The sequence below is a fragment of the Chloracidobacterium sp. D genome (assembly GCF_018304685.1).
GTDB lineage: Bacteria > Acidobacteriota > Blastocatellia > Chloracidobacteriales > Chloracidobacteriaceae > Chloracidobacterium > Chloracidobacterium thermophilum.
Genome location: NZ_CP072635.1, coordinates 916,428 through 934,900, shown reverse-complemented (window position 1 = coordinate 934,900; position 18,473 = coordinate 916,428). Strand labels below are relative to the sequence as shown.

10 protein-coding genes and 1 CRISPR repeat array (1 of these 11 only partly in view) are annotated in these 18,473 nt (G+C 60.5%); of the genes, 8 read left to right on the top strand and 2 right to left on the bottom strand.

From position 1 onward, the window contains the following. The first annotated feature begins 18 nt into the window (after positions 1-18). Entirely contained in the window at positions 19-555 is a 537-nt protein-coding gene (gene mog, locus J8C01_RS14990) for a molybdopterin adenylyltransferase (RefSeq protein WP_211432954.1), read from the top strand. Positions 556-559: 4 nt separating this feature from the next. Beyond that, a complete protein-coding gene (locus J8C01_RS14985; protein WP_211432953.1) occupies positions 560-2,536 on the top strand; it encodes a PEP/pyruvate-binding domain-containing protein in 1,977 nt (658 codons plus the stop codon). Here J8C01_RS14985 and J8C01_RS14980 read toward each other — a convergent pair. Both J8C01_RS14980 and J8C01_RS14975 read right to left on the bottom strand, forming a co-directional pair. Beyond that, entirely contained in the window at positions 2,489-3,568 is a 1,080-nt protein-coding gene (locus tag J8C01_RS14980) for a helix-turn-helix transcriptional regulator (RefSeq protein WP_211432952.1), read from the bottom strand. The genes J8C01_RS14985 and J8C01_RS14980 overlap by 48 nt on opposite strands. A gap of 212 nt (positions 3,569-3,780) precedes the next feature. Next, the gene (locus J8C01_RS14975; protein ID WP_211432951.1) at positions 3,781-4,848 is read right to left on the bottom strand and encodes an HNH endonuclease; all 1,068 of its coding nucleotides are present in this window, start codon (positions 4,846-4,848) and stop codon (positions 3,781-3,783) included. 391 nt (positions 4,849-5,239) lie between these two features. Here J8C01_RS14975 and cas7u point away from each other — a divergent pair, with 391 nt between their 5' ends. From cas7u to cas2, 6 genes are all read left to right on the top strand, one after another. Beyond that, on the top strand, positions 5,240-6,613 hold the full coding sequence (cas7u, locus tag J8C01_RS14970) for a type I-G CRISPR-associated RAMP protein Csb1/Cas7g (protein ID WP_211432950.1): 1,374 nt from the start codon (positions 5,240-5,242) through the stop codon (positions 6,611-6,613). A gap of 5 nt (positions 6,614-6,618) precedes the next feature. Further along, positions 6,619-8,169, top strand: a complete 1,551-nt coding sequence (gene csb2 / locus J8C01_RS14965) for a type I-G CRISPR-associated protein Csb2 (protein ID WP_211432949.1) — start codon at positions 6,619-6,621, stop codon at positions 8,167-8,169. Positions 8,170-8,172: 3 nt separating this feature from the next. After that, complete coding sequence (gene cas3u / locus J8C01_RS15565; protein ID WP_211432948.1) at positions 8,173-11,238, top strand: type I-G CRISPR-associated helicase/endonuclease Cas3g; 3,066 nt, start codon at positions 8,173-8,175, stop codon at positions 11,236-11,238. Positions 11,239-11,279: 41 nt separating this feature from the next. Then, on the top strand, positions 11,280-12,191 hold the full coding sequence (locus J8C01_RS14955) for a type I-G CRISPR-associated protein, Cas3-extension family (RefSeq protein WP_211432947.1): 912 nt from the start codon (positions 11,280-11,282) through the stop codon (positions 12,189-12,191). 201 nt (positions 12,192-12,392) lie between these two features. Further along, positions 12,393-14,150, top strand: a complete 1,758-nt coding sequence (gene cas1 / locus J8C01_RS14950; protein ID WP_211432946.1) for a CRISPR-associated endonuclease Cas4g/Cas1g — start codon at positions 12,393-12,395, stop codon at positions 14,148-14,150. Between the two features lie 27 nt (positions 14,151-14,177). Continuing rightward, a complete protein-coding gene (gene cas2 / locus J8C01_RS14945; protein WP_014101551.1) occupies positions 14,178-14,474 on the top strand; it encodes a CRISPR-associated endonuclease Cas2 in 297 nt (98 codons plus the stop codon). Between the two features lie 212 nt (positions 14,475-14,686). Beyond that, positions 14,687-18,473: direct repeats of the CRISPR family, unit length 36 nt; unit sequence GTTTTCCGCTTTGAAAAAAAGCGGCTCCATTGAAGC (it continues 868 nt past the right edge of the window).

Genomic DNA, 18,473 nt, shown 5'->3' with positions numbered 1-18,473 from the left:
CGCCACTCGCTACTCGCCATGACACTCTCAACCATCACCATCGGCATTCTGACCATTTCTGACCGCGCCAGTCAGGGGGTGTATCAGGATGAATCCGGCCCGGCCATTCTGGCCGTGCTGCGCGAGTACATCGCCAACGAATGGACGCCCCTCATGCGCCTTGTGCCCGATGAACAGCCGCTTATCGAGGCCGAACTCCGGCGGCTCACAGACGAAGACGGCTGCTGCCTGGTCGTCACCACCGGCGGCACGGGTCCCGCCCCGCGCGATGTGACGCCGGAAGCCACGGCAGCCGTCTGCGACAAAATGCTGCCCGGCTTCGGCGAACTCATGCGCGCCGTGTCACTTCAGTACGTCCCGACGGCAATTCTTTCGCGGCAGACGGCCGGCATCCGGGGGCGCAGTCTCATCGTCAACCTGCCCGGCAAGCCCAAATCCATCCGGGAGTGCCTGGCTGCCGTGTTTCCGGCGATTCCCTACTGCATTGATCTCATCGGTGGACCTTACATCACGGGCAACCCGGAGCACGTTACCGTGTTTCGTCCGAAGACGTGATCTGATGCGTGCGTTTTGCGCCCTCTGCCGGGCTGTCCGTTGCCACCTGGCCTGGAGCCTGGCGTTACTGCTGTTTTGTGTGTCGGTTGTCGGCGCGCAAAGTGTTCCTTCGGCGGCAGTGGATGCGGCGGCTCCGGCCGATGACCCGACAGCCCCGGATTATGTCAACCGCCTGACCCGCGCCGACTTTGACCGGCTGGCGCGTCTGACCCGCCAGGGCAGAGGGCTGGACGTTCCGGCTGTCATGTTCGTCATTGACCGCGCGGATGGGCGCGTCTATTACGCCAACTCGCGCCGGTTCCGGTTTCACAGCGACTTTGCCCGCGCCACCTACCTGACGCTCGATGCCGGCGATGTCTTTCTGCGCCACAACTACACCAACGAACGCCGGCGGTTCCTGCTCGGTACGCTGACGTTTCAACCCCGGCTGGAACGTTTCACCTACGAGTTCTGGGAAGGTGACCTGCTGACGCCGTCGTTGCTGGCCGAAGCTCACCAACGCCTGACGGCCACCGGCTTTGCCCCGTTGACGTTCAAGGCCAACGCCCGCCGTCACGAGGAAATTGCCGCGCAGCTTCCCGACCTGCCCTGGGTTCGGGCGGAGACCACACTGCCGGAAACGACGTTCCTGGCGCTCAATCCCGGCCGCGCCGTGGGTGTGCTGCGGCTGGTGGAGCAGTTGCCGCCGGCGCAACCCTTTGAGCGCGAAGACATTGTGATCTTCAAGGAAACGCCCCTTTCGACGACGCCCCTGCGCGGCATCCTCGTGACGCAGCCGGGCGCGCCGTTGTCGCACCTGAATCTGCTGGCCAAGGGCTGGGGCATTCCCAACGCCTACGTCAAAGATGCCGACGTGCGCTTTCGGAGCCTCGTCAACCGCTGGGTCACGCTCGTCGTCACGGATGACGGCATCACACTCGAACCGGCTGAACAAATCACCGAATCGGAACGCGAACGCGAACTCAGCCGGGAACTGCGCCTCCCACGCGCTGACCTGCGCTGGCGCGCGTTGACCGACCTGCACCGCCAACGGGCGCGGGATGTCGTCCGGTTTGGGGCCAAGTCCGCCAATCTGGGCGAAGTCGCCCAGGCGCGTCTGCCCGGCATCATCGTGCCGCGTGGCTTCACCATTCCCTTTGCCCACTACAAGGCCTTTGCCGACCGGCACGGCATCGAGGCGCGCGTCCTGGCGCTGCTCAACGACGAGCAGTTTCACCACGACCCACAAACCCGGCAGGTTGAGCTGGCGAAGCTGCGGGACTTCATCGTGGCCGCGCCTTTTGACCGGGCATTGCGCCGCGCTGTTCTGGCGAAGGTTCACCGGGAATACCGTGGACGCGGGCTGTTCGTCCGCAGCTCGACCAACGCCGAAGACCTGCCCGACTTCAGCGGCGCCGGGCTGTACACCACCGTGCCCAACGTCATTGGCGACGAGGCTTTGATGACGGCCATCAAGACCGTCTGGGCTTCGATCTGGAACTTCGAGGCGTTTGAAGCCCGTGAAGCGGCGCGCATTGACCATCTGGCCGTCTATCCGGCGGTCCTCATCCAGGAAGGCATCAACGCGGACAGCGCCGGTGTACTTATCACGACCAATCCCTTTGACCGGCGCGACGCCGAGGGTATCTACATCAACGCCAAACGGGGTCTGGGACTGCGGGTTGTTGAAGGCCGGCGCATCCCGGAGCAGATCATCTACCGTCCCCAAAGCGATGCAGCCCTTGTTCTCACCCGGGCGGATGACGAAACGATATTGACCTTTGACGTAAAAGGCGGCGTCAGGGAAGTGGCCGGCGTTCCCGACCAACCGGTACTCACCGCCGACCTGATCCGCCGGCTGGGGCAGGCGGCGCTGGCGATTGAGCGTCTCTTTGGCGGCCGGAAGCAGGACATTGAGTGGCTGACCTACCGTGGGCAGCTCTACATCGTGCAGTCACGCCCGTTCATTGACCGCAACTGGCCAGCGGGGGCGGTACGCTGACGGCGGCAGCACGCGCGCGCGGCCCAGACGGCAGGCTTCGATGCGCCGGCGCAGCGTGGCGGGCGCCAGAACCTCGACTTCCGGGAGCCAGCTCAGAATGAACCGCTCCAGACCGCGCCCCCGCGCCACGGTCATTTCGATGTCAACCGTCTCCGGCCGGCCGCGTGTCGCCGGTGTGTAGTTTACAATCCGTTGCGTGACGTGATGCTGGCGCTCCCGAAAAACCTGTGAGGTGACGCCGAAAAACCGCAACCGGACCCGGAGCGGCTCCCCGAAAAAACCGTTGAAGTGGTATCGCTCCAGGTAGCTCTGCACGCTGGTGAAATCCGGCGGCAGGGTGAACCGCTCCTCAAGCAGGGTAACGCGCCGCATGTGGTCAACGGCCAGGGTGACAATGCCGCGCCGGCGGCTGTCGTAACCAAAGGTCTTGAGCGTCCCGCCGTTGGGATCGAAATACAGCCCGTACGGGTTATAGCGCCGGGTCTTCGGACGGCGGCTGCTGAGTGAGACGTATTCGACCTCGATGCGCCGCTTCCCGATGGCGGCCGTGAGCACCTGGTTCAGCGTCTCCACGTGGGGCGTGTAGTCCTTGGCCGGAATGAGTGCCGTACCGTAAACGGCGGCCAGCTCACTGAGATGCGCAGCCAGGGCGGGGGGCAAAGTGGCGCGGAGCTTTTCCAGCAGCGACCGCCCATCCTGACTCAACGGCCAGCGGGGCGAGGAGCCATCCATGAGCACCGCCTTTTGCGCCAACCACAGCGCGGCCACTTCCGCTGGCTTGAGCGCTGGCGGCCGGAAGGTGTAGCCATCAGCGAAACCGTAAAACACCTCCCGCCCCCGTTTCTCCTCAGTAATCCGGTAGTGAAACGAAAGCTCATCTACGAGCCGCTTGATGGTTTTCTTGTCACAGCCGAAGTGTTTGGCCAGTTCGGTCTTGGATTTGAAGCCGGAGGCCAGCAGCAGGGGCAGCTCAATGGCCAGGCGCGTCAAATTGCCGCGTTTGGAGTCTGCCTGCGGAGAGACCGGGAGCATGAACGGCTTTCTGTACTCCTTGCGTCAGCCTGAAAGCTTTTGTCGCACAGCACGACCCCGGCGGGCGTGGCCTTTGCGTACGCCCAACCGTTGCGGCGGCTGTTTTGAACCTGTGGCAGATAGATTAGGACGTTGCCCCGTTCCTGTCCACTAAAGTGGCGCGGAAACAGACGGCGAAACTGACTGTCGGCGCGTCCCTTTTGAAGCGGTTGTCAGCCCTTCCTGTTACGCAGGTCTGTGGCATCCTTGTTGCTTTTTCCAATGTTACAAATGTCACAGAGTGTCTGATAGTTTTCGAGCGCATCAAGACCACCGCGTGAGCGGGGAATGATGTGGTCAACGTGGAGTATGGCTCCATCGTGTGAACTTCGCCCACAGGCAACACATCTCCATTGATCCCGCTGGAACACCTGCCAGCGCATTGCAGGCATGACGCGGACTTTCGATTCTGCCGCCCGGGCAGCATGGACTCCAAGCGTTTCCGGCACTGGCAATTCAGTTTGTTCCTCAGTTTCCTCCAGCTCCCGTTCCAGCCAGGCAGACAGCTTCGCAACAAGTGCATCAAGCCGGATCGGCAAACCTTTTGCCATCTGGATATATGAATCATAAACGGGGAAGAAATAAGCGAAGCGATTCACTATTTGCTCCAGAGTGTCTCCCGATACCGGGAAGTGATAAGTGTGACCGAGGAAATGATTGTCATAGAGCTTATGCTTCAACCGGAGTTGATATTCGTCACGGAGTGGTGCAAGGAGCGGCAAGTCTTCCAAGTACGGAATACCCGGTGCCATGCCCGACGCGAAACACAAGGGATTGACCTTGTGTTCGTTATCAATGTGAAAGCGGAGCAGCATTTCAAAAGATCGCGTGTCAAGTCCCTTCAACCACGCATTCTCCAAAACGGTGAAAACGCCATATTGGTCAAGCACAAAAGCAAATCGGAAGGGCAGGATTTGAACGGGTTTTCCATCTTTGCGCGCAAAGCCCGGCCACTTGGCTTTGCGCTGCCCACCGAGACCGACAAAGACGGATTCATACTTGATGAGCAGTTCCCGGTCACGCTTCTGCCGGAAGTTGGGATAGACGCTGACGATGGAATCTTCAAGCGCCTCGATACCGTAAATCTCGCGTATGCGGGCAATTGCGACGTTCATCACCACGCGCAGGCGCGGCAAAACTGAGTGTTTGAGCGCATCCGCCCGCAGTTGAGCGTCGTCAACGAGAAAGAGATTGGCATCCTGCTCATCAAATGTAATGTCTGAGAGTGCTTGAACGCTCATTGTAATGGCTGACGCTTGGCGCAAGGGACGTGCCGTTTGCGGTGCATCCCGCTTGATGCAGTGTCAGGCAATGTACCGGAAAGGGTGCTGTCGCCGGAGTACCACAAGCCCGGTACCGAAGGCGCTGTCGGCTCAAAACACAGTTAGCCAGCGACCACTTTCCTTTGGATTCAGCCCGTATCGGTTTTCTCCCCGCCTCAGCCTGAAAGCTTTTGTCGCACAGCACGACCCCGGCGGGCGTGGCCTTTGCGTACGCCCAACCGTTGCGGCTGACGCTTTGAACCTGTGGCGAGCAGGTTAGAACGTTGCCCCGTTCTTGTCCACTGTCGTCCCTACCATATCGGACTGGCTGCTGTCGGCAGCCGAATCCAAACCCAGCGAGGTCAACGCTATGTCACTTTCACTTCAGCAACTCCGGCAGGCCGTCCGCACGGCGACGGCCCTGCGCTGCCGTCTTCGTCTCCAACCGGCTGGCGGCCCTGGCACCAAGGTCTTTCCCCCAACCTACAAAGGCGGACGCTACGCCCTCGAAGAACGCCGGATACCGGATTATGACCGTCCGGTACGTTGCGTCCTGATGGATTCGGTCCAATCCCAGGCCAACCGCATGGAAGAGGCGCTCCAGCAGGCCGTGGATGACGACCGCCTTGCCCTTCCCCTGGTCGAAGTGGATTTCACGCCCTACTTCCCCGGCAATGGCCAGCCGGAAGACATGCGGCTTCTGGAACCCATCGGCAGGGTGTCGTCCCTGCAGGCCCCACACCGCATCGTGGATGCCATCCTGCGCGACAGCGTCGTGATTCAAGAACAGGGGAAGCCGTTTCGTTCGTCCAACGTCAAGCAGGAATCCTCTTATGGACGCCGGCTTCGTGAAGCGGCAGCCCACCATGCCACGCCTTTGTTCGAGCTGTGCCCGACAGCGCTTCTGTTTGGCATGTGGGATTCCACCGGCCCCAAAGGCGGCCTTGGCGCCAAATTCGAGCGCGCCATGGTGAGCGAGATCGTGGGCATCAACGCCGTTCTGGGCGCGAAAACCAGCAGCCGGATCGACCCGCTGGGCATCCAGCTCAAGGCCGGGCCGCTGTACCGGACGCCGCCCACCGAACCGCTCGGATGGACGCTTGACCCTGGGAAAGCCGTCAAGGACAACAAGGGCAAGCCTGTCCTGCTCGGCGATACCGGACGCCCTTCAGAAGCCAATCACGGCAATGGTCACCCTCCGACACCCCGGCACAGGCAGCAGGCAGGTACCGGACGCCCTTCAGAAGCCAATCACGGCAATGTCACCCCAACCATCTCCGAACGTGACCAGCAGGGTGAATTCTTGGGCGGCGGCGTCACCATTGACTACGCCGAACAGAGCATCGTCCTGTCGCTGCCGGCCCTGCGCCGGCTGCGCTTCCCGGTCAACGGCCAGTATGACCGCCGGGCAGATGAAGCAGCGCGGACCGTGCTGGCGGCGTTGGGCCTGTGTGCGGCCATCCTCGCCAATGAGGCCGGGCTGGATTTGCGTTCCCGATGCTTACTGTGGCCGCAAGAGCCGTTGAAGTGGGAGCTGCTGGGCCGCCCCGGTGAAATTCAGTCAGACATCGTTCTCGATGCGGAAGCCGCACTCCGTTTGTTCAAGGAAGCCGTTGACGAAGCCCAGAACTGTAGACTGCCGTGGCGCACAAAGCCGCTCCACCTCCAGCCAGCGCCGGAACTCGTCAGGCTCGTCGTCAAAAGCCAACAACTGGCGCAGAGCCAGGGAACCCAGGAGGAGTAACCGCCATGCTGACGTTGGCTTGGACCTACCTGACGGGCTACGCCCGCGCCACCGACCCGGCGCGGCGCGACGCCCCGGAGTGGCCGCCACATCCGGCGCGGGTGTGGCTGGCGCTGGCGGCCGCCTTTTTCGAGACCGGCGAGGACCCCGCCGAAGGTCATGCGCTGGAGTGGCTGCGCACGCTGCCTGACCCGCAGGTGTGGCTTCCTCTCCAGGCTGGCGGCCGCCGGCACGTTGTCACCGCCTACGTGCCGGTCAACGACAAGGCCGAAGGCACGGCCCTGCTGCAATCCGCCCCGCTGGCACGCAGCAAGCAGCCGCGCACATTTCCGGCGGTCTGGGTTGGCGACCGGCCATGCTTCCTGCACTGGCCGGAAGCCCCGGACAGCGACCGCTACCGACCGGCGCTGACGCAGCTCTGCGCCAGGGTGACGCGCCTCGGACACTCGGCTTCACTGGTGCAGATGTGGGTCGCCGAAAGACCGCCCACACCGGAGGACAGCTTTGCTGGCTGGCTGCCGACGGAAGAGGCGGACAGCGGGTTGGCTGACCTGCACCTCCGCCGTATCTTCCAGGGACCTTCACTCGAACGCCTGCGGGAAACGTTTCAGGCTGGCCGGCGTCCGCTGGTCGGTCTGGCCGCCGGGTATCGTGCCGCCACCTTCACACCGCCGCCTATGACCAACACAACGGTTTTCGACCGCGACCTTCTGGTGTTGACGCAAGTTGACGGCCCGGCGCTGCCGGTCACCGCCAGCCTTCAGGTGATGCAGGCGCTCCGGGACACCCTGATGGCGCACTGCCCGCAGCCGCCGCCGGCATGGGTGAGCGGCCATGACGCCCAGGGCCAACCGCTGGCCGACGGGCGCGGACATCTGGCGCTGCTCCCTCTGCCTTTCGTGGGCTACGAATATGCTGATGGGCGGTTGCTCGGCGTGGCGCTGGCGTTCCCCACGGAGATTGACCGCCGCGAGCGCGGCCGCGTCATCGGGCCGCTCTTTGTCAACCAGCAGGGCAAGCCGGCGGATGTCAGTCTCCGGCTCGGCCGGCTGGGCGTCTGGGTGCTGCGCAAGCGTGCCTGGGACGACACCCGCCTCACGCTCCAGCCTGAAACCTGGACGGCCTTTCCCCGTGGAGCCAAACGCTGGGCCAGCGTGACGCCGGTCGTGCTCGACCGCTTCCCCAAAGCCAACCGCCTGACCGAGCGCGCCAACTGGGAATACGAAGTCGGCTCCATTCTCTTTGAGGCCTGCCAGTACGCCGGGCTGCCGGAGCCGGTTGAAATTGACTTCGGCACAACGGCCTGGACTCCGGGTGCTCCCCGCGCCATTGCCAAAGAGCGTCCCGTGCGCGGCGCTTCCCCGCCGGCGCAGGCCAGGCTGGGCGACGGATTTCCCCCCTACCTGCTCAAAGGCGCACGCGCTGCAAAGCCACAGGTTCATGTCTTCTTGCGTTTTGCCGAGCCGGTCGTTGGCCCGGTTCTGCTCGGCGCTGGCCGCTTTCTCGGCTACGGCCTGTTCAAACCCCTCGATTTTTTTGTTCCCAAACGGAGCTAGCCCATGACGCAGGTTGGTATTGGCGACTTTGACGCTTTTTTCCGCGAAGCCCACAACTGTGATCCCTACCCATGGCAGCGGCGACTGGCGGCCGCAGCCGTGGCTGGAGACTGGCCGCCAGTGCTCGATCTGCCCACCGGCAGCGGCAAAACGGCCGTCATTGACATTGCCGTGTTCGCTCTCGCCTGTCAGGCGGCGCTGAAACCAACGGCGCGCACGGCCGCGCGCCGGGTGTTTTTTTGCGTCAACCGGCGCGTCATTGTGGATGCCGCTTACGAGCGGGGCCTGCGCCTGGCCGGGAGACTGCTGGAAGCGGAAGCTTCCCCGACCCGGTGGCCGACGCTGCACAAGGTTGCGGCGGCTTTGCGGCAGCTTTCAACCCTCCGCCCGGAAAGCGCGCCACCGCTCGATGTGCTGGAACTGCACGGCGGTCTGTACCGCGACAATCGCTGGGCCCGGTCGGTGACGCAGCCCATGGTGGTCTGCACAACCATTGACCAGTTTGGCTCGCGGCTGCTCTTTCGCGGCTACGGTGTTTCGGCCCACGCGGCTCCGATTCACGCCAGTCTGGCCGCCTACGACAGCCTGGTGTTTCTCGATGAAGCCCACATCAGCGAACCTTTCCGGCAAACCCTGTGTGCCGTCCGGGACTACCTTGACCCGCAGCGGTGGGCAGAAGAAGCCATCGGTGTGTCCCCTTTTCAGCTCGTAGCCATGACGGCAACGCCGCCCAAAGCCGCCGGCCAGGCGGCCTTCCGACTGGACCATACCGACCGGCGCACGCCACGCCTGGCTGCCGTTCTGGGTGCTGACAAACTGGTGCAGCTCAGGGGTGTCTCCGATCTTCCGAAAGGCCTTGTTCGTGAAGCCAAGGCGATGGCGGAAGCCGGTCAACTGGGCAAAGCGGCTGTTGGCATCATTGTCAACCGGGTGGCGACGGCCCGCGCCGTCCACCGGCTGCTCTCCGAAGCCTTTCCCGATGCCCCGGTGGAACTCGTCATCGGCCCGATGCGTCCGGTTGACCGCGATACCCAGCAGCGGCGCTTGATGCCGCTCATTGGCCCTGACCGGCCTGACGAAAGTGCGCAGCTCAGCTTTGTGGTGGCGACCCAGTGCCTTGAAGTCGGCGCTGACTATGACTTTGACGTGCTGCTGACGGAATGCGCCTCACTGGACGCGCTGCGGCAGCGGTTCGGACGGCTCAACCGCCGCGGTCGGCCCATTGCAGCCTTGGCCGTGGTGTTCATTGAAGTAAAGTCGCTCGATCCCAAAAAGCCCGATCCTGTCTATGGCGACGCCCTGCCCAAAACCTGGGAATGGCTTGCCAAGTGGGGGGAATCCAACCTGGTGAATTTTGGCATTGACGCCTTCGATGCCTACCTGAACGGCCAGGGGCTGCCCGTGGAATGTCTGGCACCTGCCGCCCGGCGCGAACCTGCGGTGCTGCTGCCGGCGCATCTGGATTTGCTCTGCCAGACGAGTCCCCGCCCGGCGCTGGAACCCAACGTGGGACAGTTGCTGCACGGCCCGCAGCCCGGCGAACCGGACGTGCAGGTGTGCTGGCGGGCTGACCTCGATGCTTTTCCGCCGGACGACTGGAGTGAAGTCGTCAGCCTGCTGCCGCCGACGGCAACCGAGTGCATGACCGTACCGATGTCGGTAGTGCGCCGGTGGCTGACCGGTGCGGAGGAGACTGGCAAAGACGATGCGGCTGACCTTTTGGAGCTTGGCGGCGAAACAGCCGGGACGGATGCCAAACCGGAAGCTACAGACGGAAGTGCCGTCAAGCGTGAGCGCCGTGGCCTGCTGTGGCGTGGTCTGGCGGACAACCGGCTTTTGACGGCAGTGGGTGACCTGCGTCCGGGCGATACCCTGATCCTGCCGGTGGCGGCCGGCAGCTGGGAGGTGTTGGGACATCTGCCGGCGGACGCATCGCCAGATGTAGCCGAAGCTGCTTCTGTGACAGCCCGCAACCGCCCTGTCGTACGGCTGCACCCACATCTTTTTGACCGCGAGTGGCCGGCTCTGCAGGAACTCTTCGCCCGCCTCGCCGAGCCGGAAACCGTGTTCGGGGTGGAGGACTGGCGCGAAGCGTTGCGCGCTCTGGCTGACGACCTGCAAACCGGAGCGGAAGACAAGTTGCCTCAGCACTGGCCGGCTGACGCCCTGCGCACGGCGCTGCACCAGTTGGCTGACCCAAAGCTGGGCCTGCTTCGTACGCCTTACCCGGACGGCCGGGGCTACGTGCTTACCACCCGGAAGCGACTGGCCGGGAGGGCGGACTGGTCGCTGCCGCTGATGGACGAAGGCGAAGATGAGCGTTCCTGGATTGCCAGCGCCGAGCCGGTGACGCTGGCGGCGCACAGCCGGCATGTCCGGGATGAAATCCAGCGTACGGTACGGGCGCTGCCGCTGAACATTCGGGAGGAAGTGTTTCTGGCGGCGGCCGAGGCCCACGACTGGGGCAAGGCGGATGAACGCTTCCAAGCGCTTTTGCAGCGTGCTGACCGGACGGAAACCTGGCTGCTGGGGGCTTCCCCGCTGGGTTTGCTGGCCAAGTCGGACGGCTTGCCATTGACGCCGCTCGAACGGCGGCAGGCGCACGAGCGGGCCGGGCTGCCGGCCGGTTTCCGGCATGAGATGCTTTCAGTGCAGATGATGGAAACCCTCCTTGGGAGTGTGGGCGTCCCGCCCGCAAAGCCTGGGAACGCGGGCATCCTGCCCGCAAAGCCTGGGAGCGCATGCATCTCGCCCGCCGAACTCGATCTCATCCTTTACCTCATTGGCACGCACCACGGACGGGGCCGCCCGCTGGCCCCGGTCGTGGTGGACCTCGAAGCGCCTGACGTTGCCCTCACGGCCGAGCTTTTGGGCCAGTCGTACACCGTGGCGGTATCGCATGCCTGGCGTGAAAAAGCGCCGCCGCACCGGCTCGATTCGGGCATTGGCGCGCGTTTCTGGCGGATGCAGCGCCGTTTCGGTTGGTGGGGCGCGGCGTATCTGGAGACGATTCTGCGTCTGGCCGACCACCAGGCCAGCGCCGATGAAGAAGCCGGTCTTGTGTCCTGACCGGCAGGGAAAACCGCTTCCGACTGACTTGGGAGAAACCGATGACACCGAATCACCACATTGTGTTGCGCGGATTGGATGGCACAACGCCGCTGGGTTTTCTGGCGGCGCTGGGGCTGGTGAATGCTTTGCGGGAATGCCTGCCCGACCTGTGTCTGGCGTGGACGACTGACGAGGGCGGGTGGGTAGCCCAACTGGGCAGCTCAGCGCCAATCCGTCAGGCCGACCTGCTGAACTGGCTGGATAAAATGCTGGTCAGGTCGCTGGACCAGCATCCGGCGCGGCTTTACGAAGAAGTCAAACAACAGCCGGGGAATGTGTTTTTGCAGGTACGTCAGGCAGCGGCTGTTGGTCATCGTCGGGAGGCTGATTTTCTGGCCGCGATCGCCAGCAATCTGGCGCCGGCAGAGGCGACGAGCCAGCTTCAGACAACGCGCCGGGATTATCACGTAGGCAATATCAAGTCCATTTTGGAAAGAACTACGCGCAGTCATCTGGACCGGACGCTGTTCAAGCCGTGGGATTACGCCGACCCGATGGACAATCAATCCCTACATCTCGACCCTTCGGAGGACCGGCGGCATGCCTATCAGTGGCACAAGCCCTCTGGCGACCCGACCCGCAGGCAGCGGGGCACGATGTTGGGTGCCAACCGGTTGGCCATTGAGGCGTTTGCGTGGTTCACCGTCTGGCCTGTGGGTGGCGCGCTCAAAACGCTTGGATTCAGCGGGTTTGGCAGCCGGGAGACGCGGTGGACGTGGCCCATCTGGACGCCCTTTGTTCCGCCTGATCTCATCCCTTCCCTGCTGGCGTTGGCGCCACTTCAGGATGATCCCATCGGGGAGAGCGACCGGCGGCGGTTGCGTCACATGGGGATTGCAGCGGTGTATCGCGTACGGCGGATTTTGGTCGGCCAGACACCGAACTTCACGCCGGCGCGCAAGATCGCCTAATCCCCTTGGGAGCGCGGGCATCCCTGGGAGCGCGGGCGTCTCGCCCGCGTGAAAGCCTGGGAGCGCGGGCGTCTCGCCTGCGTGAAAACCTAGGAGTGCGGGCGTCTCGCCCGCATGAAACCTGGGAGCGCGGGCGTCTCGCCCGCGTGAAAGCCTGGGAGCGCGGGCGTCTCGCCCGCATGACCGTTTCACTGAAAGCCTATGAAAGAAAACTTCCTTGCCACACCGGACCTCATTCCGGCCCGGATGCTCAATGAGTATGTGTACTGCCCACGTCTGTTTTACCTTGAGTATGTACAGCGTGAGTGGGCGGAGAATGTTGACGTTCTGGAAGGACGTTTTGTCCATCGGCGCGTTGATCGGCCGGGCGGGCCGGCGCCGGTGCCGGCCGAAATCACGGCGGAGAGCAAAATCCATGCGCGTTCGGTGGAGGTTGGCTGCCCGGAGCTTGGCGCTGTGGCTGTGATTGACCTGCTTGAAAGTGACGACGGGCAGGTGGTGCCGGTGGATTACAAACGGGGTGCCGCGCCGGACCTGCCGGAAGGCGCTTGGGAACCGGAGCGCATTCAGGTTTGTTTGCAGGGGCTTTTGCTGCGCGCCAATGGCTACCGCTCTGGTTATGGGATCATCTACTACGCAGCCGATAAAACCCGTGTCCGGGTGGATTTCACGCCGGTTCTCATCGCGCGGACAAAGCAGCTTTTGGCAGCGGCGCGGGCTTTGGCGGTTTCCGGTACGATACCTCCGCCGTTGGTCAACTCCAACAAGTGCCCACGCTGTTCTCTGGTCGGTATTTGTCTGCCGGATGAAATCAATTTCCTGCGCGGCGATGACAAGGTTGATGACAGGGCTTCAGAAGCCACGGCAGCAACGGTTCTACCGTCTGCAGCCGAAGCGGCTGAAGTCGCGTTGCCGGTTCCAACCGGCAGGGAAGTACGGCGACTGGTACCGGCGCGTGACGACAAAAAGGCCGTCTATGTTCAGGGTCAGGGTTATGCGTTAGGCCTCAATGGCACCGTACTTGAAATCCGCGACAAAGGACAGGCCGTAGATGCGGTGCGGTTGGTTGAAATCAGCCAGGTCAACCTTTTTGGCAACGTACAGATTTCGGCGCAGGCGCTTCGGGCCTTGGTGAACCGGGAGGTTCCCGTCTTGCACCTGAGCTATGGTGGCTGGTTGCAGGCTGTGACGACGGCCCCACCACACAAAAACATTGAGTTACGTCAGCGGCAGTTTCAGGCAGCCGGCGATCCGGGGTTTTGTCTCAGGCTGGCGAAGGCTTTTGTAAGTGGAAAAATCCGTAACAGCCGTCTTCTTTTGCGGCGAAATGGGCGCCAACTTGATCCAGAGGTGTTGTCCCAGTTGGCGGCCTTGCGTGGTGCAGTTGAGAGGTGTGAGGAAATGCCTTCGCTTTTGGGAATTGAGGGCAATGCAGCGCGCGAGTATTTCCGTCATTTCCCGGCAATGTTCAAGCCGGGCAATGAGCCGCCATTTGATTTTACCGGGCGCAACCGGCGTCCGCCCAAAGACCCGGTCAATGCCTTGCTTTCCTTTGCGTACAGTCTTTTGGTCAAGGAAATGATGGTGGCGGTCATTGGCGTTGGCTTTGACCCTCACCTTGGTTTTTACCACCAGCCGCGCTATGGAAGACCGGCTTTGGCCCTTGACCTGATGGAGGAGTTTCGCCCTTTGGTAGCGGATTCGGTAGTCATCACGGTTATCAACAATGGCGAAATCGGGCCTTCTGATTTCATCCAGCGGGGTGAAGCAGTGGCATTGACACCGCGTGGTAGAAAGACCTTCATTGAGGCTTTTGAGCGTCGGCTTGATCAGTTGGTCATGCATCCGGTTTTCAATTATCAGGTCAGCTATCGCCGGATTTTTGAAATTCAGGCGCGACTTCTGGCGCGTACGCTGATGGGTGAAATTCCACGCTACATTCCCTTTGTCACTCGCTGACGGGTGGAAAAACCAGGAGAGGGTTCGATGCGGAGTCGGTACATTGTTTGCTATGACATTGCCAATCCGAAGCGGTGGCGTCAGGTCTATCGGATTATGCGTGGATTTGGCGATCCCTTGCAGTATTCGGTTTTTCGGTGTGATTTGTCGGCGACGGAGCGTGTCCTGTTGTTGATGGCGGTGACCGAAGTGATCAACCAGCGTGAGGATCGGATTATGCTGGTGGATGTTGGTCCGGTGGACGGGCGTGGCCGGACTTGCATCGAGGCGCTTGGGAAGCCTTTGGAAGTGGCGCCGACGGAGCGCATCACGGTTGTTGTATAGCGTTCATTGGCTTAGAGTGGTGACGTGTGGGGTCTGTGCGAGAGGCGGGGTGGTGCCGTGTGGTGCGGGAGCCGCTCGCAGGACTTAGGGGCTTATGTGGCTTGAGTTTACAAAAACAGGGTTGACGCGATCCGGGTTTCGTGGGTACAAACTCTCCGCCGCTCGCAAGATACCCTGCAGGTCTTTGAAAGCAAGGGACTTGTGAGAGTGCGGTTTTCCGCTTTGAAAAAAAGCGGCTCCATTGAAGCTTTACGTGCGCTGGCGCAACGCCAGCCGCCAGCGCCGTTTTCCGCTTTGAAAAAAAGCGGCTCCATTGAAGCGTGCTGGACGACCGCCTCGGTGTCGTTGGCGGCAATGTGTTTTCCGCTTTGAAAAAAAGCGGCTCCATTGAAGCGGCTTGACTTTCTTCACCGTCTCCCTCCCATTGGTTGGGTTTTCCGCTTTGAAAAAAAGCGGCTCCATTGAAGCCGTCCTCAGGGACAGCCTGCAAAAGCTCTCCCTGAAGTTTTCCGCTTTGAAAAAAAGCGGCTCCATTGAAGCTGCGCCCGCGCGAGCTGGCGCACCAGCGTCCCGTCAACCTGTTTTCCGCTTTGAAAAAAAGCGGCTCCATTGAAGCCGTTACGTGTTCGGGCGCTTTCTTCCACGCCCGGAGTTGTTTTCCGCTTTGAAAAAAAGCGGCTCCATTGAAGCTAGGGCCGCCGCCCATTGGTTGATTTGAATCTACGCGTTTTCCGCTTTGAAAAAAAGCGGCTCCATTGAAGCTCAAGCTCAATGCGCACGTGTACTATAGCCACACATTCGTGTTTTCCGCTTTGAAAAAAAGCGGCTCCATTGAAGCACGAACGAGAAAAGAAACAGCAAAGACCCTCGGCAGGCGTACAGTTTTCCGCTTTGAAAAAAAGCGGCTCCATTGAAGCGCGCCAGGCGTACATGGCAATGCAGGACGCCATGTACGGTTTTCCGCTTTGAAAAAAAGCGGCTCCATTGAAGCGAGCTGCTTCGCCACGCGCCACTCGACCAGTAAATTGTACGTTTTCCGCTTTGAAAAAAAGCGGCTCCATTGAAGCAGGCTGCGCGTCCCGACCATTGGGCGCAGGTGCAGCTGTTTTCCGCTTTGAAAAAAAGCGGCTCCATTGAAGCGATGTCGTAGTGGTTTCCGCACATCTCATAGACGGCGTTTTCCGCTTTGAAAAAAAGCGGCTCCATTGAAGCGGAAGATGAGGACGGCGAGCCGGTCGTATCGGCTGTGCCCGTGTTTTCCGCTTTGAAAAAAAGCGGCTCCATTGAAGCGCGGCCTGCACTCGCAGCACCCGCGTGGCGTCTTTGTTTTCCGCTTTGAAAAAAAGCGGCTCCATTGAAGCCGCTCCCAGACGGGCATTGGGCCTGCCTGCTTGAACCGTTTTCCGCTTTGAAAAAAAGCGGCTCCATTGAAGCGAAGCCGTTTCATCGCAGAAAGGAGGGGCCAAATGGAGTTTTCCGCTTTGAAAAAAAGCGGCTCCATTGAAGCCTGACGGGACAAATTGACCGCAACGCGCGAATCGGGCTGTTTTCCGCTTTGAAAAAAAGCGGCTCCATTGAAGCACACGCTACGAAGGCAACCCGTGCATTGTTCTGCCGACAGGCGTTTTCCGCTTTGAAAAAAAGCGGCTCCATTGAAGCGGCGCTGCTGTGTTGCTTGTACACCACACCGGCTGGGGGTTTTCCGCTTTGAAAAAAAGCGGCTCCATTGAAGCGCATGAGAGAGACAAAAGTCAACGGCCAGGGTCTCGTTTTCCGCTTTGAAAAAAAGCGGCTCCATTGAAGCCCAAGCGCACGCTGATGATTTTGCTACGGCAGAGCTGTTTTCCGCTTTGAAAAAAAGCGGCTCCATTGAAGCCGCTGATGCGCCGGGCTGGTTTCCGCACAGACTATATGTTTTCCGCTTTGAAAAAAAGCGGCTCCATTGAAGCCTCCTTTCGGTAAAAAAAATGCGCCACACCGGGGAGTTTTCCGCTTTGAAAAAAAGCGGCTCCATTGAAGCTACGCACTGTCAAGCAAAAAGTTTCAAGTTTTTTCCGCGTTTTCCGCTTTGAAAAAAAGCGGCTCCATTGAAGCGCGTCGCTTATAGCCGACGCCGAAGGAAGCGGCGGGTTTTCCGCTTTGAAAAAAAGCGGCTCCATTGAAGCTTGGCCCGGGCCCGGGGGCGCATCGTGATTGCTACGGACGTTTTCCGCTTTGAAAAAAAGCGGCTCCATTGAAGCGTCGCTGTCGCAAGGTAGGATAAACCCGACGGTGAAGGTTTTCCGCTTTGAAAAAAAGCGGCTCCATTGAAGCCAGGTAAAGCGATCTGTGATCATTTTCTTTTTCCTTGTTTTCCGCTTTGAAAAAAAGCGGCTCCATTGAAGCGCCGCCACCTGGCTGCACCACTTCAAACAGCCCGTCCGTTTTCCGCTTTGAAAAAAAGCGGCTCCATTGAAGCCTGGCGGGCTGGACAAGCTGACGCCAGCGGACTTGGGGCGCGTTTTCCGCTTTGAAAAAAAGCGGCTCCATTGAAGCCGCACGAGGTGCTAGCCGACCGACTTGGCTTCGTCGTTTTCCGCTTTGAAAAAAAGCGGCTCCATTGAAGCCCCGTCCTGCCGGATAGCCGTCGGGCCGGTGTCCGGGTTTTCCGCTTTGAAAAAAAGCGGCTCCATTGAAGCCAGCTACGTATCCTTCACCATCGGGTTTATTTTGCCCGTTTTCCGCTTTGAAAAAAAGCGGCTCCATTGAAGCCACCTTCGGGTGTGGCGCTTTTTTGCCGAAAGGAGAGTTTTCCGCTTTGAAAAAAAGCGGCTCCATTGAAGCCACCGAGGCTAAGCGCGTCTTGGGGGCTGCAGAGCACTGTTTTCCGCTTTGAAAAAAAGCGGCTCCATTGAAGCCAAGGCGGCGGCTACAGCGTCCACCACTCCTTCTGCCGTTTTCCGCTTTGAAAAAAAGCGGCTCCATTGAAGCCGGGAAATGCGCGTGTGCCGCGAACACGCTTACCTGGTGTTTTCCGCTTTGAAAAAAAGCGGCTCCATTGAAGCAGCCAGACGGGTCGCTTGGTGGACTCCAGCAAAGCTTGTTTTCCGCTTTGAAAAAAAGCGGCTCCATTGAAGCCGGGCGTAAACCGGTGCGGCTTCACGGGCGTCTTTGAGTTTTCCGCTTTGAAAAAAAGCGGCTCCATTGAAGCTTGGACTAGTTCAAAAGTCTTTTGGCTGTCGTCCAGTTTTCCGCTTTGAAAAAAAGCGGCTCCATTGAAGCCGAGAGTTCCATTTTCTTTTCTCCTTTCGGCAAAAGCGTTTTCCGCTTTGAAAAAAAGCGGCTCCATTGAAGCACGCTACGGCAGAAGCAGCTCCGGCGTAGCAAAGTCAGTTTTCCGCTTTGAAAAAAAGCGGCTCCATTGAAGCCTAAGTCGCAGCCGTGGATTCACGACGCCAAGCCGCCGTTTTCCGCTTTGAAAAAAAGCGGCTCCATTGAAGCCCTCCTGCCCAGGGCAGTCGCCCTCAGACGCCGTGGGGTTTTCCGCTTTGAAAAAAAGCGGCTCCATTGAAGCTCTTTAATGGGCGCTTTCGGACTTCCTATCCTGAGGCGGTTTTCCGCTTTGAAAAAAAGCGGCTCCATTGAAGCTCCTTCTTTTGGTAAGGCACGCCAGACGAGTGCCTGTTTTCCGCTTTGAAAAAAAGCGGCTCCATTGAAGCCGGGTGGAGATATGCAAATCCGGTTCGCTCCGCCTAACGGTTTTCCGCTTTGAAAAAAAGCGGCTCCATTGAAGCCCTTTTCGTGCTGGATGACCGCTTCGGCGTCGCTGACGTTTTCCGCTTTGAAAAAAAGCGGCTCCATTGAAGCCATCTCTTCCGCCGACCGCGCGGCGGCAATCTTTTGTTTTCCGCTTTGAAAAAAAGCGGCTCCATTGAAGCCCGTCCCCTGGAACAGGGCCTTGGGTCCCTATTTCTTTGTTTTCCGCTTTGAAAAAAAGCGGCTCCATTGAAGCGCGCATCT

Coding starts and splice junctions, on each gene's coding strand:
- J8C01_RS14955 (WP_211432947.1), top strand. CDS start 11,280: ATGACACCGAATCACCACATTGTGTTGCGCGGATTGGATGGCACAACG.
- cas1 (WP_211432946.1), top strand. CDS start 12,393: ATGAAAGAAAACTTCCTTGCCACACCGGACCTCATTCCGGCCCGGATG.
- cas7u (WP_211432950.1), top strand. CDS start 5,240: ATGTCACTTTCACTTCAGCAACTCCGGCAGGCCGTCCGCACGGCGACG.
- J8C01_RS14980 (WP_211432952.1), bottom strand. CDS start 3,568: ATGCTCCCGGTCTCTCCGCAGGCAGACTCCAAACGCGGCAATTTGACG.
- csb2 (WP_211432949.1), top strand. CDS start 6,619: ATGCTGACGTTGGCTTGGACCTACCTGACGGGCTACGCCCGCGCCACC.
- mog (WP_211432954.1), top strand. CDS start 19: ATGACACTCTCAACCATCACCATCGGCATTCTGACCATTTCTGACCGC.
- J8C01_RS14985 (WP_211432953.1), top strand. CDS start 560: ATGCGTGCGTTTTGCGCCCTCTGCCGGGCTGTCCGTTGCCACCTGGCC.
- cas2 (WP_014101551.1), top strand. CDS start 14,178: ATGCGGAGTCGGTACATTGTTTGCTATGACATTGCCAATCCGAAGCGG.
- cas3u (WP_211432948.1), top strand. CDS start 8,173: ATGACGCAGGTTGGTATTGGCGACTTTGACGCTTTTTTCCGCGAAGCC.
- J8C01_RS14975 (WP_211432951.1), bottom strand. CDS start 4,848: ATGAGCGTTCAAGCACTCTCAGACATTACATTTGATGAGCAGGATGCC.